Origin of the sequence: Comamonas testosteroni ATCC 11996 (assembly GCF_000241525.1) — a bacterium.
Lineage (GTDB): Bacteria > Pseudomonadota > Gammaproteobacteria > Burkholderiales > Burkholderiaceae_C > Comamonas > Comamonas testosteroni.
The window spans coordinates 116809-142544 of sequence record NZ_AHIL01000032.1; the positions used below are offsets into that span (position 1 = coordinate 116809).

A 25736-nucleotide genomic window follows, 5' to 3' on the forward strand; every position below is an offset into this window, starting at 1 on the left:
TCCTGAGTTGAGGGGGTCAGCCGCGATAGCTGGTGAAGACCGAGGTGGACACATCGCTGCGCATCAGGCTTTGGGTGACCAGCAGCACGTCGTAGGGGTCTTTGCGGCCACCGTACTCGGGGCCATCCATGCCGGGACTACCAATGGGCATGCCTGGTACGGTGATGCCCAGCGCCTTGGGTTTCTGCTTCAGCAGCTTGTGCACATCGGAGGCAGGCACATGTCCTTCGACCAGATAACCGCCCACCAGGGCGGTATGGCAGGAACCCAGGCGGCCAGGCAGGCCCAGTTTGGCGCGTACGGCGCTGTTGCCCACGTCGTGCACCTTGACGGCGAAGCCAGCCTGCTCCATCAGGGCAATCCAGTCCTTGCAACAGCCGCAGTTCGGGTCTTTCCAGACCTCCATGGCAATCTTGGCGGGAGCAGCCGCCATTGCTGGCAGCGCAGCCATGCCGACAGCGGTGGCCAGCATATGCAGGACGTGGCGGCGGTTGGTGCTTGTCATCGGGAATTCCTTTCTTGCGTTATTCGGTGACGGTGAAGCGCCCCGTCATGCCTGCCTGGTAGTGGCCGGCGATCAGGCAGGCGAAGTCGAAATCGCCTGCGCGGTTGAAGCTCCAGACCATGTCTTCGGTCTGGCCTGCGGCGACATGGGCCATATAGGGTTCGGCATGCTCCATGCCAGGGTACTTGAGCATCATCTGCGCGTGCTCATCAAGCGATGCCCGGGTGCCCAGCACCATCTCGTGCATGAGAAGGCCTTTGTTGACCACGCGCAGGCGCAGGGTTTCGCCCTTTTTCACGCTGAAATGGCTGGGGCTGAAGCGCATGTCGTCCGTCATCTGGATGGTGATGGTGCGCTGGGCCTCCCTGGCCTCGGCTGCAATGCCCCAGGGCTTTTGCTCCTTGATCACGGGACCGCTGGCATGGGCGTTGTTTCCATGCGCAAAACTAGCGCTGGTGCATGCTGCCAAGGCGCAGGCAGCTATGAAATGAATAGTCTTCATGGGAGTCTCCTGGCATCAGTGCTGGGTGTGAGTACCCGTGACGGGGCCGGTTTCGGGTTTGCGTACGGTGGCGGCACCGGGAGCGGTGCCGGGCGTGGTCTGGCGGGGGGCCTTGGCATCGAAAGGCGCGCCCTGCCATTCATAGGCCCGTGTGCCCTTGGGCTGCTGGTACCAGCCAGGATCGCCGTAGTCGTTGGCACCCAGGTTTTTGCGAACCTTGAAGCTGGTGAACATGCCGCCCATCTCGATGGGGCCGTAAGGGCCTTGGCCGGTCATCATGGGGAAGGTGTTGTCGGGCAGAGGCATTTCCATGGCGCCCATATCGCCCATGCCGCGCTCGCCCATCAGCATGTAGTCGGGCACGATCTTCTGGATCTTGCCCACCAGGCCGCGGTGGTCCACGCCGATCATGGTGGGTACGTCGTGACCCATGGCGCCCATGGTGTGGTGGCTCTTGTGGCAGTGGAAAGCCCAGTCGCCGGGTTCGTCTGCAATGAATTCCACCTGGCGCATCTGGCCCACGGCCACATCCGTCGTCACTTCGGGCCAGCGGGCGGACTTTGGCACGGGGCCGCCATCGGTGCCCGTGACCTCGAACTCATGGCCGTGGATATGGATGGGGTGGTTGGTCATGGTCAGATTGCCCACGCGGATGCGCACCTTGTCGCCCTGACGAGCCACCAGCGGGCTGATGGCGGGGAAGGCGCGGCTGTTGAAGGTCCAGATATTGAAGTCCGTCATCTCGTTGATGCGCGGCGTCATGGTGCCGGGCTCGACCGCATAGGCGCTGAGCAGGAAGGCATAGTCGCGCTGCACCTTGTCGATCAGCGGGTGGGCTGTCTTGGGGTGGGTGATCCACAAGCCCATCATGCCCATGGCCATCTGCACCATCTCGTCCGAATGCGGGTGGTACATGAAGGTGCCGGGGCGGCGCGCCTCGAACTCATAGACGAAGGTCTTGCCCGGCGGGATGTGGGGCTGGTTCAGACCGCCCACACCGTCCATGCCATTGGGCAGACGCTGGCCATGCCAGTGGATGGTGGTGCTCTCGGGCAGGCGGTTGGTGACGAAGATGCGCACCTTGTCGCCTTCCACCACTTCGATCGTGGGGCCCGGCGACTGGCCGTTGTAGCCCCACATATTGACGAAAAATCCGGGCGCCACCTCGCGCACCACGGGCTCAGCCACGAGGTGGAACTCTTTGACGCCCGCATTCATGCGCCAGGGCGTGGTCCAGCCGTTGAGCGTGACCACGGGTTGGTAGGGGCGACCGTTGGGCGGCGTCAGAGGCGCAGCCGTGTCGGCGCTGCCTTGCATGACGGGTTCGGGCAGGGCCGCCATGGCAACCCGGCTTACGGCCATTGAAGTTGTGGCGGCTGCCACTGCAGTGGCCGCGCCAGTGAAAAAGGATCGGCGTTGCATATCAGTGACCTGCTTCGGCTTGTGCAGCGGGCGCTGCGGTAGTGTTGACGGTGGGGGAGGTTCCTGGCGATGTGCCGGTCAGGGCCAGGCGTAGATCGGTCTCGGCCAGCCAGAAGTCGCGCTGGGCCTCGGTGGCGGTCACCACCGCTTGCGTGGTGCTGCGGGCCTGGGCCAATAGCTGCCACACACTCATGAACATGCCGTTGTAGCGGTAGATGGTTTCTTCCTGCATCAGCTTGGCCAAGGGCAGCACCTCTGCCTGCTGCTGCTGGGCCAGGTCATAAGCCGTGCGGTAGGCCAGCCAGTTGCTGCGTGCTTCGCTGCGTGCGCGTATGGCGTTGTCGCGCAGCAGCGATGCGCTGCGCAGCACCTGGTTGCGCGCCATGCCGCGTGCGGCAAAGCCCCAGTCAAACAGCGGCAGGGGCACGTCGAACTCCCAGCCCTGGGTCTTGTCGCTGTGACCGGTGGCTCGTTCGGTGCTGGTGTTGTTGCTGTAGCTGGCGCCGATATCGCCAAAGATGGTGCCCACCGTGGCCCAGCCTTGGCGGCCGGCGGTTACATCCAGGTCGCGGCGCAGCGCGCCCAGATCCAGCCGCTGGCGCAGCGCTGTGGCCTCGGCGTCATCGCCGCTGCGCAATTCGGCTGCTTTTGGCAGGGCGGGCAGCTGGGCGGGCAGCTTGTAGGCCAGTTGCTGCCCCCACAGGCCCATGCGGCGGGCCAGCTGCTCGCGTTCCAGCTGGGCGTTCAGGCGCGCGCGTGCCAGTTGGGCGGCGGCCTGCTGCTGTTGGGCCAGCTCTCTGGCCTGGTCCATCTTGCTGAAGTTGCCGACCTGGGCCATGCGGCGGGCCAGCTCGCCGCCCAGGGCTGCGGCCTCATGCATGCGCTCGTTGGCGGCCAGAGCCTGCTCGGCGGCCACGGCGCGCAGCCACGCGCGCCGTGTGTCGGAGGCCAGCAGCAGCACCTGCTGGGCGGCCGTCAGAGTGGCCTGCTCCATCTGCCAGCCCTGCCAGCGGCTGCGCCAGGGCAGGGTGATGAGCTGCACCAGGCCAAAGCTGAGCTGGCGCTCGATCTCGCGCTCGTGGCCGTTGCGAAAGCGGCCGAAGGTAAAGCTGGGGTTGGGCAGGGTCAGGACCTGCACGCGCTGCGCGTCGGCAATACCGAGCTGCGCCAGTTGGGCCTGCAGACCGGGGTTGTTGAGCAGGGCGATGCGCACGGCGGTGTCTGCATCGACTGGGGCTTTGAGCCAGTCGGCAATCTGGGTCTGCGCATCCTGCAGGGCCTGGGCGTCCGGCGACGGCAGCTGCGCGCCAGCAGGCAGCCTGCCTTCGGTATGTCTGGCCACATCGCCGCGCAGTCCGTCGGGCGAGATGCTGGCGCAGCCGGCCAGCGCCAGTGCGGCGAGCAAGGGGCCGGTTTTGAATGCAAGGCGCTTCATGGCTGGCCTCCGTGATGTTGCTGATGAGCGGACGCACCGCTGTCCGGGGCTGCGCCGGAGGCATTGCCCTGGGATTTCTCCCACCTGAGCACATCGCCATGGCCGCGCGGGAACTCGCCCACGGCAGCATTGGCGGCCTTCCAGTCGCCGGGTTGGTTCACGATGGCAGCACCTGCCGCGAGTGGCCGATGCTGCAGCGCCAGCGTAGGAGCGTCGGGATCGAAAACGCGGTTGCCATTGGCTGGGGATCGGGCGGCCGGGGGAGCCGGCTCGGGCGTCTGGGCCAGGACTGGAGGGCTGACGCCGGCCATGAGCAAAGCCATGGCTGTCAAAGAAAGAGGATGCGCTTGGCGCATAGGGGATTCCTGTCGTCTAAAACCGGGAGAAGGTCCGCAGTTATGCGCGTTTGACGGCTCGAAACTAGACAGCTAGCACGGTGGCTGCCATCAAAATGCGGACGCACCTAGGGCGTCAGAGCGCAGAAATCGGTGGTTTGACGAGTTCGGCAGGTGCGGCGCTGGCAAAGCGCGCTGCACCATGGGCCGGCTGGGCGGCCAGTGGGAGGCTGGAGTGAAGCGTCAGCAATTCGGGGTTGGCCAGCGTCGAGTGGCAGATGCCGCAGGCCGTGCAATGGCCTTCATGCTGGTGGCAGTCGCTGTCGGCGACCTTGGCGCTACAGCTGACGGCCCCTGCAGGGCCTGCCTTGTGGGACGCGGCCATATCGTGATGCGGCTGTGCGTCGGTCGCGAGGTTTGCATGCGCGTGGTGCACAGCGGCTGCCATGGCGGCCACTTCATCCAGGCTTTGCGTCTGCACCAGTGCATGTCCCATGTGATGGGCCTGGTCGGTGTTCTGCTCCATGGCCATGGCATCGCCTGCCAGGCCGCGCAGGGCCAGCAGCAAAACCAGGAATAAGGAGAAAAAGCGACGCATGGGCTGAATGATAGCGAAGGGCGGGGTTTAGTTCCCCGCCCGGTGCAGTAAATCGTAAATTAGATAGCTGCTTGCGCTTGCCCATCAAGGGCTAAAGTCGAATTTCATGCATTCTCAGGCCTGTTACCCCAATGGCGCAGGCGCAGGCCATTGGCGACCACCAGCAGGCTCACACCCATATCGGCCAGCACGGCCAGCCACATGCTGGCATTGCCGCTGACGGCCAGAACGAAGAAGGCCAGCTTGATGCCCAGGGCCAGGCTGATGTTCTGCCAGAGCACGCTGTGTGCGCGCTGCGAGAGATCAACCACCTCGGGGATGCGGCGCAGGTCGTCGTTCATGAGCACCACATCGGCGGTCTCCATGGCCATGTCGGTGGCATGCATGCCGCCCATGGCAAAGCCTATATCGGCCTGGGCCAGTGCCGGCGCGTCGTTGATACCGTCGCCTGTCATGGCCGTGGGGCCGATGTCGCGCTGCAACTCGCTCAGGGTCTTGAGCTTGTCCTCGGGCAGCATATTGCCGCGCGCATCGCTGATGCCCGCTTCAGCGGCCACCGTGCGCACGGTGGCGCTGTTGTCGCCGCTGAGCACAATGGGCTTGACACCTAGCGCCTGCAGCTGGGCCACGGCTGCCTTGGCTTGGGGACGCAGCGGGTCGGCCACGGCAAACAGCGCCTGCACGCCCTGCTCGTTGGCCAGCAGGGTGACGGTGCGGCCCTGTTGCTCCTGCAGCATTAGCGCAGCCTTGAGTTCGGCGCTGTCCCAGCCTTGCTCGCCCACCCAGCGCAGATTGGCCAGCGTCCAGTGTTCAGCACCGATCTGGGCCTGCACACCGCGGCCGGGCAGGGCCTGCAATTGCTGTGCTTCGGCAAAGTCCTTGCCGACCTGGGTCTCCAGTCCCTGGGCAATCGCGCGCGATACCGGGTGGTCGGAGCGCGATGCCAGCGCATAGGCGCGGGCTGCGGCTTCATCGCTGCCCGCTGCATTCCAGCCCTGCCAGTCCACCAGCCTGGGCGAGCCCGTGGTCAGCGTGCCGGTCTTGTCGAGTGCAATGGCCTTGAGCTGGCGGGCCGACTCCAGCGCGCTGCCGCCTTTGATGAGAATGCCGCGCTTGGCCGCAGCCGTGAGCGCGCTGACCACAGTGACGGGGGTGGACAGTACCAGGGCGCAGGGGCAGGCGATGACCAGCAGGGCCAAGGCCTGGTAAGCGGCCTGATGCCAGCTCCAGTCCAGCAGCCAGGGGGCGAGCAGGCCCAGGGCAATCGCCAGCACCAGCACGATGGGGGTGTAGATCTCGGCGAAGCGGTCGACAAAGCGCTGGGTGGGGGCCTTGGAGGATTGCGCCTGCTCCACGGCATGGACGATGCGAGCAATCAGGCTGTCGCTGGCCGGCGCGGTCACGCGCAGGTGCAGCTCGCCGTCCTGGTTGATGGAGCCTGCATACAGCTCGTCGCCCGGGCCTTTGTGCGCCAGCGCGCTCTCGCCCGTGATGGGGGCCTGGTTGACCGAGCTTTCGCCCTCGGTGACCAGGCCGTCGAGTGGGACGCGAGCGCCTGGCGTCACACGCAGCACGGCGCCCAGAGGCACCTCGCTGGCGGCCATGCGCTGGGTGCTGCCGTCGGGTTGCAGCACATCGGCGGTCTCTGGCGCCAGCTGCAGCAGGTTGCGGATGGCCAGGCGGGCCTTGTCCATGGCCTGGTCTTCGATGCGCTCGGCCGCTGCATAAAGGGCCATGACCATGGCGGCTTCGGGCCATTGGCCGATGATGAAGGCGCCCGTGACGGCTACGGCCATCAGTGCATGAATCCCGAGCTTGAAGCGCAGCAGATCCTTGAGACCGGCCTTGTAGACGCCCAGACCCGACAGCGCTATGCCCAGCACGGCCAGTGCCATGCCCAGGTATTGAAGCGTCGAGTTGGCGCCGTCGCCGCCAAACCAGTGGCAGGCCTCGGCCGCCAGAGCCGCCGCCAGAGCAGCGTAGATGCGCGGCCAGCCGGGCAGCACGCCATGGTCGTGAGCATGGTCATGACCGTCGCCTTCATCATGACCCTGGCTCTTGGCCGGCTCGCTGATGGAAAACGGTGCGCAGCAGCCCGTGCCGCAGCTCGATGCAGCGGTGGCGGCGACGGGTTTGGACGTGGCGGGCGCATGGGCATGGTCATGCTCATGATCGTGATCATGTGAATGACCATTGTGGCCGCCGCCATGGGCGTGGGTAGACAGGCTTTCTTGCTTCATGGCAGTATTGAAAACAATAAAGTCACTTTAAGGTCAAGCATGTCCCTCAATTCGCACGATATTCCGCGCTGGCGCATTGGCGAGGCAGCCAAGCGTTCCGGCATCGCAGCGGCCAATATCCGCTACTACGAGAAGGAGCAACTGCTCTCGCCCGGCGTGCGCGAGGACAACCAGTACCGGCTCTATACCGATGTCGATGTGCACCGTCTGCGTTTTATCCGGCTGTGCCGGGCCATGGATATGTCGCTCGACGAGGTCCGAACCCTATTGGCGCTTGATGGTGCACGCAAGGCCGATTGCGTGGCTGCCAACAAGACCCTGGACGCCCATCTAGGTCATGTGCGCGAGCGGCTGGCCGAGCTGCAGGCGCTGGAGCACGAGTTGATGCAGCTGCGCAGCCAGTGCGACGGCTCGGACAGTTTTTGCCACATCATCGAGGCCTTGCATGCCCAGGCCGATGAGCCCTTGCCTGAAGGCCTGCAGGGCAGCGCTGCAGCAAAGCGCCATGTCTGACAGACTGCAACAGTGGTGGCTGCGCCTGCACCCTGAAGTGGACGCTATCATTCCTGCATGAGTTGGAGTGAAACCACCATCAAGCTGCCGGGGCGGATCTGGGCCGCGCTGGGCGCGCAGGCCCTGGCGTGGTGGCGCAGCATTTATCTGACAGCCGTGCTGCTGGTGCTGGTCAGCTCGCCGTCGAGCTACCAGAAGCGCGGGCGGGCCATGCTGGCCCAGCAGATGTTTGCGCAGACCGCCCCCATACTCACAGGCTTTACCGCGCTGGCGGCCCTGCTGTGTGCGGTAATTGCGCGCATCGTCATTGTCACCGCACAAAGTTACGGCCTGTCGCGCTATGCGCTGGATCTGGTGGTGCGGGTGATGGTGATCGAGCTGATACCGCTGACGGCTGCACTGTTTGTGGCCATGCGCTGCACCATTCCAGCCGGCGTGCAGGTGGTGCAGATGCGTATGCAGGGCCAGCTCGCGAAGTGGAAGACGCAAGGCATTGACCCTGTCCGTGCGGCGCTGGTGCCGCGTGCGGCGGCGGGCGTGTTTGCCGCAATCACGCTGGCCGCACTCAGCTGCATCGTTGCCTTGGTCACCGTGTATCTGAGCGTCTATGGCTTCAGCCTGGCCGGGTTTGGTGCGTACACACGCATCTTTGGCCAGATCTTCACACCGTCGCTGACGTTGGTGTTCGTGCTCAAGACCTGGTTTTTCAGTCTCACGGTGGCCGTCATGCCGCTGGCCTCTGCCATGTACACGCCTGTTGCGCGACACAGGCAGGGCGGGGCGGAGCTGGGTGGCTTTGCACGCATGTTTGCCGTGTTGCTCCTGATCGAGGTGATCTCGCTCATGGGCAACTATTACTGAAAAGGATGGAGCCATGAGCGAAACGCGTATGGCTGAGGAGCAACTGATTGACGAGGAGTTGCTCAGCCTCAAACCCGTCGCGCACCTGCGCGCCAAGGCAGCCGCGCTGCTGGCGCTGACCCTGATCTTGATTCTGAGTGCTGCCGCTTATCTGCTCTACGCGCGTGGAGTGTTCGAGCCCACGCAGCGTCTGGTGCTGACGGCCGATGACTCCGAAGGCGTGGTCGTGGGTATGGATATGACGTTCTCGGGCTTTCCCATAGGCCGCGTGCGCAAGATAGAGCTGGCCGAGGACGGCTCGGTCCGCATTCTGGTCGATGTGACCGAAAAGGATGCCCACTGGCTGCGCCAGTCCAGCGTGTTCACCTTGGTCAAGGGACTGGTGGGCGGCACTACCATCAAGGCTTATACCGGCATGCTGGGCGATGCACCGCTACCGCCGGACTCTGTGCGGCCCGTGCTCAGCGGTGATGCTACGGCAGAGCTGCCTCAGATCATCAGTTCCGCCAAGGAGGTGCTGGCCAATGTGGCAGCTCTGACCGCCACAGATTCGGCATTGGGCGGATCGTTGGCCGAAGTGCGCAAGCTGGCCGAGCGCATGCAGGGCCAGGGCGGAGTTCTGGGCGCGGTGCTGGGCAGCGATGAGGAAGCGAAGAAGGTGGGCCAGATGCTGGAGCATGCCAATTCCCTGCTCGGACGCATGGATCGGATGGTGGCGCGCGCCGACAGCCAGGTCTTTGATGCGAATGGCGTCATGCCCCAGGTCAAGGCCACCATGGAGCAGCTCAATGGTTTGCTGGCCGATACGCGCAAAAGCATGGCCAAGGTTGACGCCGTGCTGGCCGATATGCAGGTGGTGGGCGGCAATGCCCGCGAGGCCTCGACCGATCTGGGCGCGCTGCGCGCCGAGGTGGAAAGCAATCTGCTCCGACTGGAGTCCGTGCTCAACGATCTGCAGCGCAAATGGCCGTTTTCCCACAAGCCGGAGTTGAAGCTGCCATGAAGCAAAAAATCAAGCAAAAACAAACTCTAGGCCATTATGGGAAGGCGATGGCTGCTATATTTGTCATAGCGATTTCAGCCTGCGGCAGCCACCCTCCGGCACCGGATTGGGCGTTGAGCGCCGAAGCTGCGGCGCAGAAAGCCACCCAGGCCTATTTGCAGGGACAGCAGCGTGTGGAGGCGCTGCAGTGGCAGAAGGCACGTGATGCCGTGGCCAGCACCGGCCAACCCGCACAGGCCGCCAAACTGGAGTTGATGCGCTGCGCAGCGCAAGTGGCCAGCTTGGACTGGAATGCCTGTCCGGCCTATGAGGCGCTGGCGCAGGATGCGGGCCAGCAAGAACAAGCCTATGCCCGTTACCTGCAGGCCCGGCCGCAAGCGGGTGATACAGAGCTATTGCCAGAGGCACAGCGTGCCGTGGCGCGGCAACTGCTCGGCGGCGCCTCAGGTGCGGTAGCTGTGGCCGAGATCAAGGATCCGCTATCGAGACTGGTAGCGGCGGGCGTGCTGCTGCGTGGTGGAGCTGCCGGCCCAGCCCTGCTCCAGCAAGGCGTCGATACCGCTTCCGAGCAAGGCTGGCGCAGGCCTTTGATGGCCTGGTTGCTGCTGCAGCTCAAGGCAGCGCAGCAGAGCGGCGATGCGGAACAGCAGGCGCAGTTGCAGCGTCGGCTGAAGCTGTTGGAGACATCCGCGCCCAAGTGAACAGGCCGCCGGTCATAGGCTCGGAAATAAAAAAGCGAGGCTCAGGCCTCGCTTTTTTATGGATGGCGAGCCAGAGGCCCGCTCGAGTCCAGTGCTTAGAAACGGTGACGGATACCGGCGATCAGGCTGGTGCCGGTCTTGGGGTTGGCATCAGTCACGCGGTCGTACATCAGAGCGGTGTAGACATCGGTGCGCTTGGACAGGAAGTGGTCGTAACCCAGGGTTGCGGTGGTGCGTGTGGCGTCGGTGGCTGCTTCGTACTTGGTGCGGGCTACGGCTGCCTTCACAGTGCCGGGGGTGCCGGAGACCGGAATGTCCAGACCCAGCGAGTAGGTCTTGCTCTTAGTATCCAGATCCTTGACCTTGGCCTGGCCGTAGGTGGCGTAGAGCTTCACAACGTTGAAGTTGTAGCTGCCGCCGACCATCCAGTCGCTCTTGGTGGGCATGACTGTGCCGCTGCCGGGGTTGGTGATCTGGTCGCGCTCGTAGAAGGCCGTCAGGCTCAGAGGACCGCTGAAATACAGAGCGTTCACGCCGACGTTCTTCTTGCTCTTGTTGCCAGGAGTTGTTTGCTCGCCGAACTGGTAGTAGACATTGGCAGTCAGACCGCCGAAGTTAGGTGTCGTGTAGACCAGCATATTGCTCCAGCCGGTGTCGGCGGGCGTGGTCAGACGGGAGCTGTCCCAGACTCCGAAGGTGGGCGTGTTCGCATGCAGCACCAGAGGCGAGATGGTGAACGAGTCGCCGAAGGGGTTGGTCAGAATGGTGGGCAGGAAGTTAGGCGCCTTGTCGCGGCCCAGGCCGATGCGGCCGAAGTTGCCGTTCAGGCCGATATTGGCATCGCGCGAGAAAAAGGTGTCGCCAGGGAAGCGGCCGGGTTCACCCGTGTCCATGCGCATGAAAGCGGTGAGGTTGAAATCGACCTTCAGGCCGCCGCCCAGGTCTTCCGTACCCTTCAGGCCCCACCAGGAAGTGGTCATGCCGCCGGAGCCGACAACGCCCTTGCGGTCCTGGCCGGCCATCTTGACGGAGCCGGCATACATATCGGCCAGGCCCGTCAGTTGCACATTGCTCTGGGCAAAAGCGGCGCCGGAGCAGGCCAGGGCTGCAGCCATGGCGATAAAAGCGGTCTTCATGAGTGTCCTCTCGAGTTAGATATTGGATTTACGTTTTGAAATATAGCGGGGGTTTGTATACAGCTTGCTCTGCAGTTCCGCGGATGCCGATGAAATCATCTTTTCAGCGATATGACAGTGGTTTTTTTTACCTCAAGGACTCAGGGAAATCTCTTGTATGCACTGTATTGGTGCTATCGATATTGCCGTGCAAAGCGGCTGGGGGAGGCCCGTCGAATGAGAGTGAGTGCTGATGGTTCCGTGATCAAGGAATAACAGTCATTCCTGGTGAGCCTGGTTTGATCAGGAGGTCCGGCGATGACAGTGTCAGCGTATGGAACAGGTGTGGCTCGGCGATGGATGCCTGCTTGGAATCGCTGAAGCGCCCACTCTTGTCGTTCTCTTGGGCAGTCTTGGTCAAGCCCTGAGCAGGGCTTGCGATTTGCCGGAGTGTGCTGCGCGCGCGCAGCGCTTATGTGGCCGGGCGTGCGTTGATCTCAGGCCTGCGGCTTTCAGCACCTGTTTGGTACTTTTTTGAAAAAAGTGCGCGTTTTCCCAGGGGAGGGTGTTTTTCCTCCATATAATTCATCCTATCGACACGGAATGTAGCGCAGCCTGGTAGCGCACTTGCATGGGGTGCAAGGGGTCGCGAGTTCGAATCCCGCCATTCCGACCAAATTGAAAAGGCCTGTGATGCAAATCACAGGCCTTTTTCAATGCCGCTGCGAGGTTCGCTATGAAACCTGCAGCGTTAGATGACCGTCGTGGTTGATAACCGAGCAACTGCTCGAGTTGCGGCCTTCCCAAAAGATGGTCGAAAATCGGTTACAATAGCGTCATCGACACGGAATGTAGCGCAGCCTGGTAGCGCACTTGCATGGGGTGCAAGGGGTCGCGAGTTCGAATCCCGCCATTCCGACCAAATTGAAAAGGCCTGTGATGAAAATCACGGGCCTTTTTCTATTTCTGCTCTCTGCTTCAAAGAAAGCCCCGGGGCTGCCGGCATCGTTGCTTGGAGCCGGCCCTGCCTCTACGGCTCGGGCCTGAGCCACAACCAGAGCAGCACGCAGGCCATGATGCTCAACGTCATCGCAGTGAGCCATGGCTTGTACGAAAAATACAGAATCAGCAGGCTGCTGGCGCCCATGCTGACGGTTGCCGTCCATTTGGCGCGGCGGCTGACCTTGCCACCGGTGTCCCAGTTGTGCAGCAGTGGGCCGAACACACGGTGCGCATAGAGCCAGCGGTGCAGCCTGGGCGAGCTGCGCACCGCCGCCCAGGCGGCCATCAGTATGAATACCGTGGTGGGCATGCCGGGAACCACGGCGCCTATCAGCCCCAATATCACGCAAACCAGCGCAAAAGCAATGAGCAGATAGCGCAGCGGCGCGGAAAGCTGTTTGGGCTCCAGATGCGGTTCTTCGCGAGGGGTTTCGGGCGGTGGTGGCAGATCGTTCATGAGGCAGAAGATGGGCCGCAGAAACTGGTGAAGCTGCAGCCAGGCACGGTTCCCATATTAGTCAGCATTGCAGACCGTTCGGGCTTTGTGGCTGCAGATGCTGGCGGTATTTGTCACGTCCTTGTCCCTGCTTGCGCGGAGTGCACCCGCATAATCGGTGCGCATGGCCTGGCGACCGATTGGCGACCAGCATGGAATTGATTCAAGGAGCAAGACAATGACCCCCACCCCGAGCGCCGATATGTCCGATGTGATTGCCGAAGTCCGTGGCAAGCTGGGCATGATTACGCTCAACCGTCCCAAGGCGCTCAACGCGCTGTCTCTGGGCATGGTGCGCGATCTGCTGGGCACTTTGCTGGCCTGGCAAAAAGACGACTCGATTCTGGGCGTGGCCATTCGTGGCAGCAACAAGGAAGGGGTGTTCGGGGCGTTTTGCGCGGGTGGTGACATCCGCTTTCTGCATTCGGCCGGCAGCAGTGGCAATCCTCAACTCGAAGATTTCTTCACCGAGGAATATGCGCTCAACCATCTGATCCACAGCTTTGGCAAACCCTATATCGCTTTCATGGATGGCATCGTCATGGGCGGCGGCATGGGTATCAGCCAGGGCGGCTCGCTGCGCATCGTGACCGAACGCACCAAGATGGCCATGCCCGAGACGGCCATTGGCCTGTTCCCCGATGTGGGGGGAGGCTACTTCCTCTCGCGCTGCCCCGGTGCCGTGGGCGAATGGCTGGCCTTGACCGGCGATACCATCGGTGCGGGCGATGCCCTGGCTTTTGGTTTGGCCGATGGCTGCATTCCCGCCGAACAGCAGGCAGAGCTGTGGGAGACCCTGGCGACCACGGATTTTGCCAATGTGGAGGCGCTCAATGCCGTGGTGCGCTCCCGCTTTGTGAGCGCCGAACCCAAGGTGGTGGCGCACCGTGCTGAAATCGACACCTGCTTCTCCCAGCCCACGGTGGCGGCCATTGTCAAGGCCTTGCAGGCCGGCAGCGACTGGGCCCAGGCCGAAGCTGCTACGCTGCGCAAGCGCTCTCCGCTGATGCTGCATGTGGTGCTGGAGCAAATCCGTCGCGCACGCCAGATGACTCTGGCTGAAGATCTGCGCATGGAGCGCGATATGGTGCGCCACTGCTTTTATCTGCGCCCGGGTCGGAGCGAAACCGTGGAGGGCATCCGCGCATTGGCGGTGGACAAGGACCACAGCCCGCGCTGGAATCCTGCCAGCATCGAAGAGGTGAGCGATGCCGAGTGGCAGGCGTTCTTTGACAGCCCCTGGCCTGCGCATTCTCACCCGCTGGCGGCGCTGCAAGGCTGATTCGGCTCCTTATCAAAACAAAGCCCGACAGACTCGATGCTGTCGGGCTTTGTTTATTTTGATAGCTATCAGCGCTTTTCTGGTAAACGTTTGATGGTATTTTTAGTATCAATTCAGGACGGCGAGCGCGGATGCTTGTCCGGGCTAGGGTCTGCAAGACTCGCAAGTGCCTGCGCCAGCAGCGCTATCGAGCGTGGGGCACATCCCTCGGCATCGTTGCTGATGGTCACAAAAGCGGGTTGACCGGCACCGGTGATGCCGGCAATCGTGCGGGCCAGCCGCTCCCTGGTATGCAGGTCTTCGCTGAGGATCTCGTTGAACGGCTGGTGCTTCTTCTGGGCATCGGCATAGCCATAAGCGCCAAAGAGGCGATTCAGATTCCAGCGGCACACCAGCGGCCCGGGCCACAAGGCACGCAACGTGGGCAACTGCTCTTCGATGGGAGGCATCTTGCCGTGCAGCCCTAAGCAATAGGTCGCGTCATGGAGCTTGAGTGTCTGGGCCAGTGCCGAGGTCAGCAGTTCAGGGTCTCTCACCTCGACGGCAACGACGACCTGCGGATGTGCTTGCAGCGCCTGTTTCACGGTGGCCAGCAGCAGGCCCAGCTTGTCCATCAACAGGGCAGGGCGGCTGAGCAGATTCCAGGGTAGGGGGCTGAGCTGAAAGACCAGAACGCCCAGTTTGCTGCCCAGACCTTCGAGAGTGGGTTCCACGAAATGCTCTATGGCCAGGCCAGGGTCCAGAAACGCGGGGTTGGCTTCGCGCGGCTTACCTTCCTCGCTGCGTACCTGGGCATCGGTAATGCCAGCCGGGCATTTGACGACAAAGCGGAAGTCGGCATCGACCTGAGCGGCAAAGGCGGCATATTGGCTGGCCGTCAGCGGCCTCCAGAAGGTGCGGTCGACGCAGACGGTGCGCAGCAACGGGTGCCGGTGATAGGCCGTCAGGCCTTTTTTGGCCAGCACGCTGCTGTCATAGGCTCCGTCCCAGACCAAGCCCTCCCAGCCCGGATAGGACCAGGTCGAGACGCCCATGCGCAGCAGGGGTGGCAGTTGTGCGGCCAGCTCCTGGTACTGCGCGGCTGCCGGGGCCAGGGCAATCGCGCCGCGTCTGGGTTTGCGTTCACCTGGGCCATCGGCCTGCGGCGCTTCTTCAGGCGGTGCTTTGCCGGCGCCGTCTCCGGAGGGAGGCAGCTCATCGGCAAAAAAATCGTCCTGGAAGGTATCGGTCATGTCGCAATAATTCTAATGAAATTGGCCTTCCACGCTTTCTCATCAATGGAAAGCAGCTATGGAAAGCATAGTTTTTAAGGTTTGCTTGCACTTCTGCCAGATATCTAGGGCGGTCTGGCGGCATGCCTATGGCAAACTCATCGGCTTCCTGTGTTGAACGCCGTGGGGCGAATATCGAATGCAAAAAATCATTGGTCAGATTGCTCAAGAACTGAATGTCAAGCCGCAGCAGGTGAGCGCGGCAGTGGAGTTGCTCGATGGTGGCGCCACGGTTCCGTTTGTGGCCCGCTACCGCAAGGAGGCCACGGGCGGTCTGGACGATACGCAGCTGCGCACGCTGGACGAGCGCCTGACCTATTTGCGTGAGCTGGACGACCGCCGCGAAACGGTGCTCAAGGCCATTGACGAGCAGGGCAAGCTGACCGATGCGCTGCGCCTGGCGATTGCCAGTGCACCGACCAAGCAGGAGCTGGAGGACATTTACCTGCCCTTCAAGCAAAAGCGCCGCACCAAGGGTCAGATTGCCAAGGAGTTCGGCATCGAGCCGCTGGCCGACAAGCTGTTTGCCGACCCCACGCTGGACCCGCACAAGGAAGCCGAGGCTTTCTGCAAGCCTGCGACGACGCTGGACGACGGCAAGCCCGGCCCCGACTTCAGCACCACTTTTGCAGTGCTGGACGGCGTACGCGACATCCTGTCCGAGCGCTGGGCCGAGGACCCGGCGCTGGTGCAGAAGCTGCGCGAATGGCTGTGGGATGAAGGCCTGCTCAAGTCCAAGAAGGTCGAGAGCAAGAACGAAAGCGACCCCGAGGTCGCCAAGTTTCGCGACTATTTCGAATACGACGAGCCCATTGGCCGCGTGCCCTCGCACCGTGCGCTGGCCGTGTTCCGCGGCCGTGCACTGGAGGTTCTCGAAGCCAAGCTGGTGCAACCAGTCGAGCCTGAACCGGGCCAACCCAGCCTTGCTGAGGGCAAGATTGCGCTGCACCTGGGTTGGAGCCATGCCAAGCGCGCCGCTGACGATCTGATTCGTAAATGCGTTGCCTGGACATGGCGCGTGAAGCTGAGCCTGTCCACCGAGCGCGACCTGTTCAGCCGCCTGCGCGAAGACGCCGAGAAGGTGGCGATCAAGGTGTTTGGCGACAATCTGCGTGACCTGCTGCTGGCGGCACCCGCCGGCCAGCGGGCCGTGATCGGCCTGGATCCCGGCATTCGCACCGGCGTCAAGGTGGCCGTGGTGGACAGCACGGGCAAGCTGGTGGACACCACAACCATCTACCCGCATGAGCCGCGCCGCGACTGGGATGGCTCGCTGGCCGCGCTCGCCCGTCTGGTGGAAAAGCACGATATCAATCTGATTGCCATCGGCAACGGCACAGCCAGCCGCGAAACCGACAAGCTGGCGGCGGATCTCATCAAGATAGCCACCAAGGCCGACAAGAAGATCGAGAAGGTGGTGGTGAGCGAGGCCGGGGCTTCGGTCTATTCGGCCAGTGAGTTTGCGGCGCAGGAAATGCCCGATATCGACGTGAGCCTGCGTGGTGCGGCATCGATTGCCCGCCGCCTGCAGGATCCGCTGGCCGAGCTGGTCAAGATCGACCCCAAGAGCATTGGTGTGGGCCAGTACCAGCACGATGTGAACCAGAGCGAGCTGGCGCGCCAGCTGGATGCCGTGGTCGAGGATTGCGTGAACTCCGTGGGAGTGGACTTGAACACCGCTTCGGCTCCGCTGCTGACGCGCGTATCAGGCCTGTCGGGTTCGGTCGCCAAGTCGGTGGTGCGCTGGCGCGATGCCAATGGCTCGTTCAAGAACCGCAAGCAACTGATGGAGGTGGCCGGTCTGGGGGCTAAGACTTTCGAGCAGGCCGCAGGCTTTCTGCGCATTCGTGGTGGGGACAATCCGCTCGATATGACAGGCGTTCACCCCGAAACCTATCCTGTGGTGGAGCAGATTATTGTCTCTACCGGCAAGCCCGTGGACCAGATCATGGGTCGTGGCGAGGTGCTCAAGTCTTTGAAGCCTGAACAGTTTGCCAATGAAAAATTTGGTGCTGTGACCATCAAGGACATTCTTGGCGAGCTGGAGAAGCCCGGCCGCGACCCGCGTCCCGACTTTGTCGTCGCCCGCTTCAATGATGGTGTGGAAGACATCAAGGACCTGAAGGAAGGAATGACGCTGGAAGGCACGGTCAGCAACGTGGCCCAGTTCGGCGCGTTCGTGGATCTGGGCGTGCACCAGGATGGTCTGGTGCACGTGAGTCAGATGAGTCACAAGTTCATCGAAGATGCGCGTGAAGTGGTCAAGACTGGGCAGATCGTCAAGGTCAAGGTGCTGGAAGTCGATGTGGACCGTAAGCGCATCAGCCTGACCATGAAGCTCGATGCGGCGCCTGCGCGCCGAGACGGCCCGCGCGACAACCGCTTTGAAGGCGCAGGCCGCGGCAACAGCTATGGCGGCGGCAACCGTGGTGGCTATGCACAACCCCAGCGTGGCAACCAGCCCACAGAGCAAAACGCCATGGCATCAGCCTTTGCGAAGTTGCAGGGATTAAAGAAATAATCTCCTATCAGGCCGCCACTTAATTCATATTACAGGCGGCCTTTTTGTGGGAGCACATCAATGCGCAAAGCGAGGGGGCGGGTGATACTGCCGGCCATAGGGGTGGCAATTTTGGTGGTCTTTATCGGCGCCAAGATGGCATCGCGCGGCTGGATATCGTTGGACAAAATCAAAAACAAGGCCCATGCCCAGCAGCCTGCAGCCTTGGCCTGGCCACCATCCCTGGCGCCAGAGAGCGATGACTTTTGTCATACCGTCAAGCTCAATCTTGCCCAGGTCGACAAGGCCCAGGAAGAGGGCATCAACATAGATCAACAACGGCGCTGCATCACGCGTGCTGCTATGGCAGAGCATGAGACGGCCAAAGTGCGTCACGCTGCCGCTCGCAAGCTGCACGAGAGCCAGCGCGCGGAGCAGGTCCAGATCGAGCAGGTGGTTGAGCAACAGATCGCTTCTGGTGAAATCGCTCTGCAGAACCTGATGCAGGCTCGCTTGGGCAAGACAACACAGATTGCGACAGCCTTGTTGGCGGCGGCACATACGCCCATCCAGCCGATGCCTACGCCGCCTTCCCAGCTGTTTGTTTCCATGAGCTATCAGAGCGGGGACCTGAAACTCAATGCCTTTGTCACTCCGGACCCCAGGGATGGGAAGAAGCTGCCTTTGATGGTCTGGCTGACGGGAGGAGACACCAATAGCCTGGACGATTTCTGGAGCGAAGGGCCAGCCGCCAATGACCAAAGCGCCAGTGCTTTTCGCAAGGCTGGCATGGCAATGCTGTTTCCCACATTGCGCGGCGGCAATGACAATCCCGGCCAGCGTGAGTATTTCTGGGGGGAAGTGCAGGATGTGGCTGCAGCCATCCTGCAGGCCGCACAGCTGCCTTATGTCGACCCGGCACGCATCTATCTCGGTGGGCACAGCACCGGAGCCACGCTGGCTTTGCTGACGGCGACGGCAGGGTTGCCAGTTCAGGGGGTGTTCGCGTTTGGCCCTGTGGACGAGGTCAGCGGCTATGGCTGGCCTGTGAAATGGGGTTTGATCTCGGCGGATGAAAAGCGCTTGCGTTCGCCTGTCTACTGGCTGCATGCCATAAAGAGTCCGACGTGGATCATCGAGGGCAGCAAGAGCCCCGGCAATATCAACAGCCTTGACAATATGTGCGCCGCACGAAAATCGAATCAGCTGCATTGCGTCTCGGTTCAGGGGGCTGATCACTTTTCCGTGTTACAACCCCTGACACGCAAGCTTGCCAGCCAGTTGGTCATGGGCCAGCCTGTGCAATTGAATAGAGATGAAAAGCTCTGACATTCCTATGAGCCCACTCCTGTTCGTTTCGTGGTGGCGACAGCCTTGCTATCGCCTTTGACCCAGATGAGCCGCGTCAAACCATTGAGTCTGGCAACTCTGCTGGAGCAGCATGTATTGCTGCCAAGCCAGCCGCGCGTCGTTGCGCTGCTGTCGAGTGAACTGCGCAAGCCAGAGCCCGGCATGCGCAGTCTGGTGCAATTGTTTTCCACCGATCCGGTCTTGACCGCTCGTCTGCTGGCAGCGGCCAATGGGCCAGCGCATCTGCTGGGGCAACGCGTTCACAGCATTCCCGAAGCACTGGTGCTGCTGGCGCCGGTTCAGTTGCGACAATTGGTGCAAAAGGCGGCTCCAGTCAGTGCATCTCATGTCTCGGCAGGCTGGAGTCTGGCGAATTTCTGGCGCTACAGCCTGGACACGGCACGCATGGCGCGCGCGCTTGCAATGTCGGTTCAGGCCAACGCCTCGCAGGCATATACGTTGGGACTGCTGCATGGCCTGGGAGAGCTGTTGCTGCAGGCTGCCGACCCAGACACTTTCTTCAGACTTTCCGAGCTGTTGGAGCCCATGCATCCCAAGCGCCCCCAGGTGGAGATGCAGCTGATGGGCTATTGCTCGGGGCAGATTACGGCCCATTTGGCGCGGCAGTGGAATTTTCCAGAGCTGATCAGCGATGCCTTTCAGTTCATGCATGCGCCGATGGAGCAGCCTGTATTCGAGCCTTTGACGGGGGTGCTGCATCTGGCCGTCTGGCGAGCATCGACTCGCGCGCTTAACTGGGGTGAGCGCCAGCTGGCAGTGACATTCCCTGCTGAAACTGGACTGGCGCTGGGCATGGACATCGACATGGTGCTGCGTCAGGCATCTATCGACTGGCACGCGGCAGGCTCTCTGGATGTTCAGTTTTAGGTCGCCTGGGCGATTGTGATGAGGAATTGGCGGTTTTGAACAGGGTCGTCAGAAAACCGTGATTACTCAAATTGCATTTTTTCTTACGCTGAGTTGCAGTTTTAATTGCTAAAAACTATCTAATGACGCGCTGGGGAGTTTTTTTCTATATGGTGTCTTGAGCACCATCCTGAGTCCCCGGCAAGCAACTCTGGCCAGGAGAGAGAAATGGACCCGAACAGTGCAAACAACTCTGGTGATGCCTTGATGCTTCGACCCATGGCTGTGGAGCTGGGGAGTCCTTCCATGTGGCCCGATCACATGGTGGGGCAGCCCGACAAGCCCGTCAGAGTGCTGTTGGTGGACGATGATGCGCATCTACGCATGGTGATCGCGCAGGAAATCATGAATGATCGGCGCACCATGGTGGTCGCGCAGGCGGACAACCTCAAGGATGCAAGAAAAGCCATTCGTCAACATGAGTTTGATGTCATGTTGCTGGATCTGAAGCTGGGGGCTGACGATGGCCTTGAGTTGATTGAGGTGATGAAAAGCCAGCGCCCGCAGGCCGAGGTCATTGTGGTTTCGGTGGTGGAGACGGAAGAGCAGGTGCTGCACGCTTTTGAGTTGGGTGCAACCGGCTATCTGGTCAAGAACTCCTGGTTTGGCAACTATCCTCAAGCGGTGCTGCAGGTCGTCAATGGCGGTGCATCCATTACCCCCAGTCTCGCCAGGCGGCTGTTGCAGCGGTATGACAAGCGGCCGGCCACCGGAGCCATTCCGGGCTCTGATATGTCCGACAGGCTCTCCAGCCGCGAATGCGAGGTCTTGCGTATGGTTGCCAGCGGCAATACCAGTGCAGAGATCGGCACGCAGTTGGAGATCAGCACCATGACGGTCAACACGCACATCAAGAACATCTATCGCAAACTCCAGGTGCGCACCCGAGCACAAGCCGTGCGTTTCGCCTACTTGCGTGGCTGGTTCTAGGCGCCAGCGTCTGTGAACGCATTCACCATGTCCTACGTCTGGCAGCTGCTACTGTGGAGTGTTCAGCTGCTGCTGTGGCTGCCCTTGCTTTTGCAGACTGGAGCGGTGTTCAATTCAGCTGCCTGGTGGACTGCGGCGCTAGGTGCGGGGGGCTGCATGGCGGCTGTCGCCTGGTTGTTGCCTCTTGCATATCGCAGCGTGCTGTGGCGCAGACGTAAAAGCGTACGTCCATCGAGAGAGGTACAGCTGGAGCGTAGGCGCATAGCGGAGGCATTGCATGATGATGTCGGCAGCCAGCTGGTGCAGCTGATCAGCCTGACCGATCTCGGCACGAACCCGGCGATTCGCAGCAACGCAGAACAATGCCTGCTCGATCTACGGCTGATTGTGGATTCCATGGATAGCCGAAATGAACCATTGGGTGTCCTTCTGGCACGTTTCAGGCACAGGCTGCAACCCGTGCTGGATCATCGAGGCATGAGTCTGCACTGGGATGTTTGGGACCCGGAGATGTCTGGCGATACCGGCAGCCTGCCATGCGGCGCCATGGCCGAGGAAATCATGGCAGTGGTGAAGGAGGCTGTGAGCAATGTGCTGCAGCACACTGACGCGCTTGAACTCTGGATCACGCTGGCTGCCGACGAACGGTGGAAAAGTGCTTCAAGTTTTTCAGATGCCTCCTTTGTGCATGCTCGCCTGAGCATTGAGGATGCGGGGCCCGTCAGACCTGCTGATGGCAGGCAAATCCCGGGCGTAGCATCTGCTGGCATGGGGTGGGTCAATATGCGCCGCAGAGCGCTTGTCATGGGGGCGAAGCTGAGCATCTCAGCCCGACCCGGCGGCGGTACCTCGGTCTCGCTCAACTGGTGAAGTCGCTGAGCTGATCGCGAGCAACGGGGCTTGAAAGCACAATGCCTACATGACGTCATCCACAAGAGCATTGCGAATCTATGCCGGTCCAAAGGCGCGGCAGTCTATAGAGCGGCGGGGCTTGCAGCCGGATATGGTCAGAGTCATACCGGCGGCGGCAGGCGGTCCCAAGGGTTTGATTCTTGGACCTCTGGATCGCTTCATTTTTGGACAGTGGTTACAGACCAGCGCACAGCCGGTGGATCTGATTGGCGCTTCCATCGGTGCCTGGCGCATGGCGACGGCTTGCCTGGACGCACCAGTGGACGCCTTTGAGCGACTGGAGCGTGACTATATTGCACAGCGCTTTGATCCCCCCGAAGGGCAGAAGCGCACGCCGTCTTCGCTGGTCAGTGAGCGGTTTGCTCAGTCACTACAGGATTTTTACGGGGGGCGTGTGAGCGAGGTTCTGGCGAATCCTCGCTATAGGCTGCATGTGATCGCCGCCCGCGGGCGTGGTCTGCTGTCACGTGCATCGTCCTGGCGCACTCCACTGGGCTATGCGGCCGCGTTTGCCGGCAATGCATTGCATCGGTCGGCATTGGGCTGCTTGCTGGAGCGTGTGATCTTTTCCTCTTCTGCAAACGATGCCGTGCATGCTCTTCCCTTTGGAGTTGAGGACATTCGGTCTGCGCAGGCCCGGCTGACGGAGAGTAATTTCATGGATGCCTTGCGAGCCAGTTGCTCCATCCCTTTCGTGCTGGATGCCGTGCAAGACATTTCAGATGCTCCCAAGGGCGCCTATTGGGATGGTGGCATTACCGACTATCACATGCATCTGGATTATCTGGCCTCTCGTCACGGCGATGGGGTGGTGCTATATCCTCATTTCCAGAAAGCGGTGATCCCTGGCTGGTTGGACAAAGGGCTGAAATGGCGTCATGGCTCCAGCTCGTACCTGGACTCGATGGTGGTACTGGCACCCGACCCTGCATGGGTGGCCCGCCTGCCCAATGGCAAGTTGCCGGACCGGCATGACTTTCTGAGTTACGGCATCGACCATGATGCGCGTGCCAAGGCCTGGAATGTGGCGACGTCGGCCAGTCAGCAACTGGCCGATGAGTTTGCCGAGTGGCTGCATGCACCCGATCCGAGCCGGGTCGAGGCGCTGTAGCTTTCTTGCAAATTGAGACAAAGCCTGACAGCAGAAGGAGGCAGAGCCAGTTGCAATTCCAGATGAGCACACTTTGACTCCGAAAATCACAGACCGTAGTCCACCAACGATGTCCATGTCCGAGAACCGAAACGAGAAGTCTCCTTCCGATGAGTCGTCTCCCTCCCCCGAGGTCAACTTTGGAGCGGTTGCGCCCACCAAGCCCTATGCGGGGGCGCCGGTCGAAATCGAGACTCTCTCGCGAGAGACGGGTTCGGCCGGAGAGGGCCGGCAGCCTGCGCCTGGTTTGTGGGAGGGCATGGACAGACGTGCCAGGGGCAATGTGGCTCCCGGGCTTGTGCATCTGGCAGAAATGCTGCCGGCATTGCGCTTGCTCATCGGACTGATGATTGCTTCCATCGTGATCCTTGCTCTGTACTTCGGGCGGGACATGCTGATTCCTCTGGCCCTGGCAATGCTGTTCGGCTTCTTGCTCGACCCGGCTGTCAGCCGGCTCAAGCGCTGGGGACTGCCGCGAATGGCTTCGGCTATCGTGGTGGTGGCCTTTGCCCTGGCAGCGCTCGGAGGGCTGGGCATGTATCTGGGTAGTCAGGTGCAGCAACTCAGCGCTGACTTGCCGACCTATCAATCGACAATCCGTGACAAATTGCGCAGTTTGCGCAAGAGCGCAAACATGCCCAGCGCCTGGGATGGCGTTTTCAAAACCTACAACACCGTTGAGAAAGAGATTGCCAGCGTGGATAACGCCAGGGCGCGGGTGCAGAAAGTGGAGGTTCAACCTCCCGAGTCCAAACCCACCACGCGGATGCTGCAGTGGCTGGGGCGTATTGCCGAGCCGGTGACGACCGCAGGAATCGTCTTGCTGTTTGTCATTTTGATTCTGCTTGATAGGGACGAACTGAGGGATCGATTGCTTAGGCTGGTGGGAGGCAACCTCAATGTGGCCACCGATGCGCTGGATGAGGCCTCGCAGCGCATTGGCAAATATCTGCGCATGCAGTTCATCGTCAATGTCAGCTATGGCGTGCCACTCGCCATGGGCTTGTTGCTCATTGGTGTGCCAGGGGCGATTCTCTGGGGCGTTCTGGGTGCCATCATGCGTTTTGTACCCTATGTGGGTCCGATGATGTCTGCGGTATTTCCGCTGGCGCTGGCCTTTGCAGTCGATCCCAGCTGGGATATGTTTTTGATGACTCTGGGCCTGATTCTGCTGCTGGAGCTGATCAGCAACAATGTGATCGAGCCATGGCTATATGGCGCAAGTACAGGTTTGTCGACCTTGTCAATCATTGTTGCCGCAACCTTCTGGACAGCGCTTTGGGGGCCGATCGGCCTGATTCTTTCCACACCTTTGACTGTGTGCCTGCTGGTGCTGGGGCGCTACATTCCCTCGCTCAAATTCATGGAGGTATTGCTGGGCAGCGAGCCTGTTCTCGGGCCGCAGCAACGGCTGTACCAGCGTCTGCTGGCCGATGACGCTGATGATGCCATCAGCATGGCCGTACAGTCCGTGGAGGAGCGCCTGCTCTCGAAGCCCAACCAGGATGACAGAGCCAATGCTGTCAGCGGGTTTTATGATGAGGTTGCAATTCCTGCTCTGCGTATTGCAACCCAGCAGCATCTGGAGTCGGCGACGGCCGAACATCGCTTGCGACTGTCCAATGGCATGGCAGCCTTGCTTGAGGAGTTGCAGGACCAATATGCATTCAGAAGCCGTGGCGAGCATGCCCGGGCGGCTCCCGGTGAAGGTGATCAGCGTCGATGTCTGCGCATTCATTGCGCGGGTGTGCGTTGGGAGGTGGATGCCCTGGGCGCAGCCATGGTGGCCCACGCAGAGAGCTTGCATGGTCATGAGGTTAGCTGCTCCGGATGGGCACTTGCCCCGGACTCGAAGTCCTTGCAGTTTGATGCCAATGGCTTGTTGGCGGATCGCGAGTGGGTTCAGGCCGTGAAGCAATCGGATCTATTGGTGTTGTCGATTTTCAATCACCAGCCACAAAGCATGGCGAGACGCATTGTGCGGCGCATTCGTCGCCATTGGCCGGGCGCACGGGTGGTGCTGTGCCTGTGGAATGCTCCAGCCGTGGCAGCTGACCCCGAGTTTGCCCGACAGACAGGAGCGCAGGCCTGCGTGACCAGTCTGCGGGAGTTGCATCTGTGGGTAGAGGCCATGCAGGTTGGAGATCCCGGCGAGTGTGTGATTGCTGCTCCGATTCCCGATGACGATGAGCAGCGCGTCAAGATGCTGCATGAAAGCGGAGTGCTGGCACCAGCATTGACAGCGCTGTATCGCGACACGGCCAAGAAGGCCGTGAACGCTTTCAACACCAAGTGGGCTCAAGTTTCCTGGGTGGATGCTGAACGTGTCTTTGCGCCGGGAAGTCTGCTGCCGCTGTCAGCGCAAGAGGGAGCTCAACAAGGCTTCCCTCGTGATGGCACGGTGTGCTCGTATGTCGTGTATGAAGAAGAGGCCATTGTGGTCGGGGACTTGGCGCGAGACCCCCGATTTGCAAGCGACTCGGTGGTGCATAGCCTCAAGCTGCGCTTTTACGCGGGTGTGCCTCTGGTGGACAAAAAAGGCAATGTGCTGGGCTGCCTAGCCATACTTGATGACGAGCCTCGCAACATGTCCGACGATGAGCTCGAGGTGCTCAGCGGCATGGCGAGGCAATTGATGGACGATGTGCGTGAAGCGCTCAAGCAGGGCCCTGTCGTTGAGGCTTGA

The 25736-nt window shown here is 61.5% G+C and carries 22 protein-coding genes and 2 tRNA genes; 14 read left to right on the forward strand and 10 right to left on the reverse strand.

Annotated elements, in window-relative coordinates; translation table 11 throughout:
• Positions 1-16: 16 nt before the first annotated feature.
• The 7 genes from CTATCC11996_RS13875 to CTATCC11996_RS13905 all read right to left on the reverse strand — a co-directional run bounded on the left by CTATCC11996_RS13875 (position 17) and on the right by CTATCC11996_RS13905 (position 7037).
• Entirely contained in the window at positions 17-505 is a 489-nt protein-coding gene (locus CTATCC11996_RS13875) for a DUF411 domain-containing protein (RefSeq protein ID WP_003077157.1), read from the reverse strand.
• Between the two features lie 19 nt (positions 506-524).
• Positions 525-1007, reverse strand: coding sequence for a cupredoxin domain-containing protein (locus CTATCC11996_RS13880; RefSeq protein WP_003077158.1), 483 nt, complete (start codon positions 1005-1007; stop codon positions 525-527).
• 15 nt (positions 1008-1022) lie between these two features.
• On the reverse strand, positions 1023-2429 hold the full coding sequence (locus CTATCC11996_RS13885) for a multicopper oxidase family protein (RefSeq protein ID WP_034349175.1): 1407 nt from the start codon (positions 2427-2429) through the stop codon (positions 1023-1025).
• A 1-nt stretch (position 2430) separates the two neighbouring features.
• Entirely contained in the window at positions 2431-3864 is a 1434-nt protein-coding gene (locus CTATCC11996_RS13890; protein ID WP_003077161.1) for a TolC family protein, read from the reverse strand.
• On the reverse strand, positions 3861-4220 hold the full coding sequence (locus CTATCC11996_RS13895; RefSeq protein WP_003077163.1) for a hypothetical protein: 360 nt from the start codon (positions 4218-4220) through the stop codon (positions 3861-3863). The genes CTATCC11996_RS13890 and CTATCC11996_RS13895 overlap by 4 nt, the downstream gene beginning before the upstream one ends.
• A 115-nt stretch (positions 4221-4335) precedes the next feature.
• Complete coding sequence (locus CTATCC11996_RS13900) at positions 4336-4797, reverse strand: hypothetical protein (protein WP_003077164.1); 462 nt, start codon at positions 4795-4797, stop codon at positions 4336-4338.
• Between the two features lie 104 nt (positions 4798-4901).
• A complete protein-coding gene (locus CTATCC11996_RS13905) occupies positions 4902-7037 on the reverse strand; it encodes a heavy metal translocating P-type ATPase (protein ID WP_003077166.1) in 2136 nt (711 codons plus the stop codon).
• Between the two features lie 39 nt (positions 7038-7076).
• Between CTATCC11996_RS13905 and CTATCC11996_RS13910 the strand changes: the two genes are divergently transcribed.
• The 4 genes from CTATCC11996_RS13910 to CTATCC11996_RS13925 are packed head-to-tail and all read left to right on the forward strand — an operon-like array spanning position 7077 to position 10115.
• Positions 7077-7550 (forward strand): Cd(II)/Pb(II)-responsive transcriptional regulator, encoded by a 474-nt coding sequence (locus CTATCC11996_RS13910; protein WP_003077167.1) that lies wholly within the window; start codon positions 7077-7079, stop codon positions 7548-7550.
• A gap of 57 nt (positions 7551-7607) precedes the next feature.
• Positions 7608-8411, forward strand: a complete 804-nt coding sequence (locus CTATCC11996_RS13915) for an MlaE family ABC transporter permease (protein ID WP_003077169.1) — start codon at positions 7608-7610, stop codon at positions 8409-8411.
• A 13-nt stretch (positions 8412-8424) separates the two neighbouring features.
• Positions 8425-9414 (forward strand): MlaD family protein, encoded by a 990-nt coding sequence (locus CTATCC11996_RS13920; protein WP_003077171.1) that lies wholly within the window; start codon positions 8425-8427, stop codon positions 9412-9414.
• Positions 9411-10115 (forward strand): hypothetical protein, encoded by a 705-nt coding sequence (locus CTATCC11996_RS13925; RefSeq protein ID WP_034349176.1) that lies wholly within the window; start codon positions 9411-9413, stop codon positions 10113-10115. Before CTATCC11996_RS13920 ends, CTATCC11996_RS13925 begins: the two co-directional genes overlap by 4 nt.
• A gap of 95 nt (positions 10116-10210) precedes the next feature.
• Here CTATCC11996_RS13925 and CTATCC11996_RS13930 read toward each other — a convergent pair whose 3' ends face one another.
• A complete protein-coding gene (locus CTATCC11996_RS13930; RefSeq protein ID WP_003077175.1) occupies positions 10211-11251 on the reverse strand; it encodes a porin in 1041 nt (346 codons plus the stop codon).
• A gap of 578 nt (positions 11252-11829) precedes the next feature.
• Here CTATCC11996_RS13930 and CTATCC11996_RS13935 point away from each other — a divergent pair.
• A tRNA-Pro gene (locus tag CTATCC11996_RS13935) sits at positions 11830-11906 on the forward strand.
• A gap of 169 nt (positions 11907-12075) precedes the next feature.
• A tRNA-Pro gene (locus CTATCC11996_RS13940) sits at positions 12076-12152 on the forward strand.
• A 108-nt stretch (positions 12153-12260) separates the two neighbouring features.
• Here the strand turns inward: CTATCC11996_RS13940 and CTATCC11996_RS13945 are convergent.
• Positions 12261-12689 (reverse strand): YbaN family protein, encoded by a 429-nt coding sequence (locus tag CTATCC11996_RS13945; protein ID WP_003077176.1) that lies wholly within the window; start codon positions 12687-12689, stop codon positions 12261-12263.
• A gap of 217 nt (positions 12690-12906) precedes the next feature.
• On the opposite strand from CTATCC11996_RS13945, the gene CTATCC11996_RS13950 reads away from it, so the two are divergent.
• Positions 12907-14010: an enoyl-CoA hydratase/isomerase family protein gene (locus CTATCC11996_RS13950; protein ID WP_003077178.1), complete on the forward strand. Its 1104-nt coding sequence runs from the start codon at positions 12907-12909 to the stop codon at positions 14008-14010.
• 113 nt (positions 14011-14123) lie between these two features.
• On the opposite strand, the gene CTATCC11996_RS13955 is transcribed toward CTATCC11996_RS13950, so the two are convergent.
• On the reverse strand, positions 14124-15242 hold the full coding sequence (locus tag CTATCC11996_RS13955; RefSeq protein ID WP_003077180.1) for a DUF72 domain-containing protein: 1119 nt from the start codon (positions 15240-15242) through the stop codon (positions 14124-14126).
• Positions 15243-15420: 178 nt separating this feature from the next.
• Here CTATCC11996_RS13955 and CTATCC11996_RS13960 point away from each other — a divergent pair, with 178 nt between their 5' ends.
• The 7 genes from CTATCC11996_RS13960 to CTATCC11996_RS13990 all read left to right on the forward strand — a co-directional run bounded on the left by CTATCC11996_RS13960 (position 15421) and on the right by CTATCC11996_RS13990 (position 25736).
• Entirely contained in the window at positions 15421-17802 is a 2382-nt protein-coding gene (locus CTATCC11996_RS13960; RefSeq protein ID WP_003077181.1) for a Tex family protein, read from the forward strand.
• Positions 17803-17961: 159 nt separating this feature from the next.
• Positions 17962-19110 (forward strand): alpha/beta hydrolase family protein, encoded by a 1149-nt coding sequence (locus tag CTATCC11996_RS13965; RefSeq protein WP_236597860.1) that lies wholly within the window; start codon positions 17962-17964, stop codon positions 19108-19110.
• Positions 19111-19176: 66 nt separating this feature from the next.
• Positions 19177-20019 (forward strand): HDOD domain-containing protein, encoded by an 843-nt coding sequence (locus tag CTATCC11996_RS13970; RefSeq protein WP_034349177.1) that lies wholly within the window; start codon positions 19177-19179, stop codon positions 20017-20019.
• Between the two features lie 207 nt (positions 20020-20226).
• Positions 20227-20988, forward strand: coding sequence for a response regulator (locus tag CTATCC11996_RS13975; RefSeq protein ID WP_003077190.1), 762 nt, complete (start codon positions 20227-20229; stop codon positions 20986-20988).
• A gap of 156 nt (positions 20989-21144) precedes the next feature.
• The gene (locus CTATCC11996_RS13980; protein ID WP_233506467.1) at positions 21145-21858 is read left to right on the forward strand and encodes a sensor histidine kinase; all 714 of its coding nucleotides are present in this window, start codon (positions 21145-21147) and stop codon (positions 21856-21858) included.
• 133 nt (positions 21859-21991) lie between these two features.
• Positions 21992-23011: a patatin-like phospholipase family protein gene (locus tag CTATCC11996_RS13985; RefSeq protein WP_003077195.1), complete on the forward strand. Its 1020-nt coding sequence runs from the start codon at positions 21992-21994 to the stop codon at positions 23009-23011.
• Between the two features lie 298 nt (positions 23012-23309).
• The gene (locus CTATCC11996_RS13990) at positions 23310-25736 is read left to right on the forward strand and encodes an AI-2E family transporter (RefSeq protein ID WP_003077198.1); all 2427 of its coding nucleotides are present in this window, start codon (positions 23310-23312) and stop codon (positions 25734-25736) included.

What these genes read in the sequence shown, in the direction of transcription:
- CTATCC11996_RS13875 (WP_003077157.1), bottom strand. Translation starts at nt 505, where the DNA reads ATGACAAGCACCAACCGCCGCCACGTCCTGCATATGCTGGCCACCGCT.
- CTATCC11996_RS13915 (WP_003077169.1), top strand. Translation starts at nt 7,608, where the DNA reads ATGAGTTGGAGTGAAACCACCATCAAGCTGCCGGGGCGGATCTGGGCC.
- CTATCC11996_RS13885 (WP_034349175.1), bottom strand. Translation starts at nt 2,429, where the DNA reads ATGCAACGCCGATCCTTTTTCACTGGCGCGGCCACTGCAGTGGCAGCC.
- CTATCC11996_RS13950 (WP_003077178.1), top strand. Translation starts at nt 12,907, where the DNA reads ATGACCCCCACCCCGAGCGCCGATATGTCCGATGTGATTGCCGAAGTC.
- CTATCC11996_RS13955 (WP_003077180.1), bottom strand. Translation starts at nt 15,242, where the DNA reads ATGACCGATACCTTCCAGGACGATTTTTTTGCCGATGAGCTGCCTCCC.
- CTATCC11996_RS13920 (WP_003077171.1), top strand. Translation starts at nt 8,425, where the DNA reads ATGAGCGAAACGCGTATGGCTGAGGAGCAACTGATTGACGAGGAGTTG.
- CTATCC11996_RS13905 (WP_003077166.1), bottom strand. Translation starts at nt 7,037, where the DNA reads ATGAAGCAAGAAAGCCTGTCTACCCACGCCCATGGCGGCGGCCACAAT.
- CTATCC11996_RS13990 (WP_003077198.1), top strand. Translation starts at nt 23,310, where the DNA reads ATGGACAGACGTGCCAGGGGCAATGTGGCTCCCGGGCTTGTGCATCTG.
- CTATCC11996_RS13930 (WP_003077175.1), bottom strand. Translation starts at nt 11,251, where the DNA reads ATGAAGACCGCTTTTATCGCCATGGCTGCAGCCCTGGCCTGCTCCGGC.
- CTATCC11996_RS13895 (WP_003077163.1), bottom strand. Translation starts at nt 4,220, where the DNA reads ATGCGCCAAGCGCATCCTCTTTCTTTGACAGCCATGGCTTTGCTCATG.
- CTATCC11996_RS13880 (WP_003077158.1), bottom strand. Translation starts at nt 1,007, where the DNA reads ATGAAGACTATTCATTTCATAGCTGCCTGCGCCTTGGCAGCATGCACC.
- CTATCC11996_RS13985 (WP_003077195.1), top strand. Translation starts at nt 21,992, where the DNA reads ATGGTCAGAGTCATACCGGCGGCGGCAGGCGGTCCCAAGGGTTTGATT.
- CTATCC11996_RS13945 (WP_003077176.1), bottom strand. Translation starts at nt 12,689, where the DNA reads ATGAACGATCTGCCACCACCGCCCGAAACCCCTCGCGAAGAACCGCAT.
- CTATCC11996_RS13980 (WP_233506467.1), top strand. Translation starts at nt 21,145, where the DNA reads ATGGCGGCTGTCGCCTGGTTGTTGCCTCTTGCATATCGCAGCGTGCTG.
- CTATCC11996_RS13925 (WP_034349176.1), top strand. Translation starts at nt 9,411, where the DNA reads ATGAAGCAAAAAATCAAGCAAAAACAAACTCTAGGCCATTATGGGAAG.
- CTATCC11996_RS13900 (WP_003077164.1), bottom strand. Translation starts at nt 4,797, where the DNA reads ATGCGTCGCTTTTTCTCCTTATTCCTGGTTTTGCTGCTGGCCCTGCGC.
- CTATCC11996_RS13970 (WP_034349177.1), top strand. Translation starts at nt 19,177, where the DNA reads ATGAGCCGCGTCAAACCATTGAGTCTGGCAACTCTGCTGGAGCAGCAT.
- CTATCC11996_RS13910 (WP_003077167.1), top strand. Translation starts at nt 7,077, where the DNA reads ATGTCCCTCAATTCGCACGATATTCCGCGCTGGCGCATTGGCGAGGCA.
- CTATCC11996_RS13960 (WP_003077181.1), top strand. Translation starts at nt 15,421, where the DNA reads ATGCAAAAAATCATTGGTCAGATTGCTCAAGAACTGAATGTCAAGCCG.
- CTATCC11996_RS13975 (WP_003077190.1), top strand. Translation starts at nt 20,227, where the DNA reads ATGGACCCGAACAGTGCAAACAACTCTGGTGATGCCTTGATGCTTCGA.
- CTATCC11996_RS13890 (WP_003077161.1), bottom strand. Translation starts at nt 3,864, where the DNA reads ATGAAGCGCCTTGCATTCAAAACCGGCCCCTTGCTCGCCGCACTGGCG.